A 2,253-nucleotide genomic window follows, 5' to 3' on the forward strand; every position below is an offset into this window, starting at 1 on the left:
TGTGCACCGCAACGGGGCAGCCGCATCGCGGGTCGCCGCGCATCGTCCTGCAACCGGCCCCGTCTCACCCGTTCTCCCCGGCGCCGCGCCGTTTCCCCGGCCGGCATCCCGAACCCGCCCGCCGAGGGCTTTCGCTATTCCGTTTATGTTTCGTTCCCTGACGACCCTGATCAAGAAGTGGCGCGCGTCGCGCAATGCCAGTCATCAGCTCGATGCGCTACTCGCGCACGCCGACGCCGATGCGTCGTACGCCGAGCGCAGCGAATGGCTGATCGAGCTCGCGCACTGGCTGCGCCGCACCGGCACGATGCAGGACGCGCCGGCCGAGCGCGACGCCGATGCGCGCGCGTATCCGGCCCATGCGCGGCTGCGCTACCTGTTCCACGTGCTCGATCGCAATCCCGCATGGAAAGCGCACGCTGCGCGCATCCTGCGCGGCATCCTGCGCGAGTGCGACGGCATCTCGCTCCTGTGCGACGCCGGCATGCCCGTGCACTCGGGCTTCTTCGGCGCGCTGTTCGAGCGGATCGACTCGTCGCTGATCCCGCCCGCGCCGAACCGCCGCGAGCTGTCCGCGCTCTTCACGCTGATGTTCCCGACGCCGGAAGACGCGCAATGGATCGACGCGCTGCCCGACGACCTGCTCGCCCGCCTCGCCGAGCTGGTCTCGTTCGACGTCACCGACGAGGCGGGCCACGAGCCGGGCTCGTTCTCGCGCGACCTGCTGGCCGCGCTGCACAACCTGACCTGCCAGATCAGCTCGACCGGCCTGTCGCAGACGGTGCGCAGCCGGCTCTCCGACGACGACGCGCGCAAGCCGCTCGAAACGCAGCCGTTCTACCGCCTCACGCGCGCGATGCTCGCAGTCGAGACCGCGCACGCGGCCGTCGAGGACGGCGGCGACCCGAGCAAGCTGCTGCACGAGGTGAACTACCTGCGCGTGCTGCTCGACGAATGCCGGATCGCCGTCGACAACGTGTTCTCTCACCTGTACCGCAACGGCGTGTCGGTCGACATCGTGTTCCAGGTCGAGCGGATGCGCATGCGCATCCTGCGCGCCGAGATGCTGCTCAACGCGTGGATGGCGCGCGACGACCTGCACGGGATGGCGCACCTGACGGCCGAGCTCATCGACGCGAACCACAACAGCCAGAGCGTGTCGCACCTCGTGCGCAGCAACTTCTCGCTGTTCGCGCGCAAGCTCGTCGAGACCAACGCGGACACCGGCGAGCACTACATCTCGCGCGGCCGCGCCGAGTACCTGAAGATGCTGCGGATGGCGGCCGGCGGCGGCCTCGTCACGGTCGTGACCGTGTGCGTGAAGTTCGCGATCACGGGCGCGCACCTGCAGTCGATGCTCGAAGGGCTGCTCGCGGGCGTCAACTATGCGGCCAGCTTCATGCTGATGCACTTCCTGCACTTCACGCTCGCGACCAAGCAGCCCGCGATGACCGCGCCGACGCTCGCGCGCGAGCTCGACGACACCGGCCACGAGGAAGGCGTGAAGGCGTTCGTGTCGTCGGTGATCGCGCTGATCCGCACGCAGGCCGCCGCGATTTCCGGCAACGTGCTCGTCGTGCTGCCCGTGTGCCTGCTCGTGCAACTGTTCGCGGGCAACGTTCTGCACGCGAACCTGATTTCGCCGGAGAAGGCGCACGCGACGCTGCACTCGTTCTCGCTGCTCGGCCCGACGCCGCTCTACGCGGCGCTGACGGGCGTGCTGCTGTGGGCGTCGAGCCTGCTCGCGGGCTGGGCCGACAACTGGTTCGTGCTGCACCGGGTCGGCGACGCGCTCACGTACAACCGCCGGCTGCGCATCACGCTCGGCGCGGCCGGCGCCGCGAAGCTCGCGCACTTCTGCCGGTCGAACGTGGCCGGCGTGGTCGCGAACGTCGGCCTCGGCCTGATGCTCGGCCTCATTCCGGCGATCGTCACCGTGTTCATGTTCCCGTTCGAGGTACGGCACGTGACGCTGTCGGCCGGTTCGATCGGGATCGCGCTCGGCGTGCTGGGCAAGGCCGCGCTCGGCACGCCCGAGCTGTGGTGGGCCGGCGCCGGCGTGCTCAGCATGGCGATCCTCAACGTGCTCGTGAGCTTCGCGCTCGCGTTCACGATGGCGGTGCGCTCGCGCAGCCTGCGCCCAACCAAGGTGCGCGCGCTCGTCGCCGCGATCGTCCGCACGGTGCTGTCGAATCCGCTCGCGCTGTTCTGGCCGGGCAGCGGCCAGGCTGCGCGCGCCAGCCAGCCGGGCTC

General features: G+C 69.9%; 1 protein-coding gene. It reads left to right on the forward strand.

Going from position 1 to position 2,253, the window contains the following annotated elements:
* Positions 1-145: 145 nt before the first annotated feature.
* A partial coding sequence (locus G3N64_RS38830; RefSeq protein ID WP_205788859.1) for a site-specific recombinase occupies positions 146-2,253 on the forward strand: 2,108 nt, incomplete at its 3' end.

The organism is Burkholderia sp. Ac-20344 (genome assembly GCF_017104975.1).
In the GTDB taxonomy this organism is placed as follows: Bacteria; Pseudomonadota; Gammaproteobacteria; order Burkholderiales; family Burkholderiaceae; genus Burkholderia.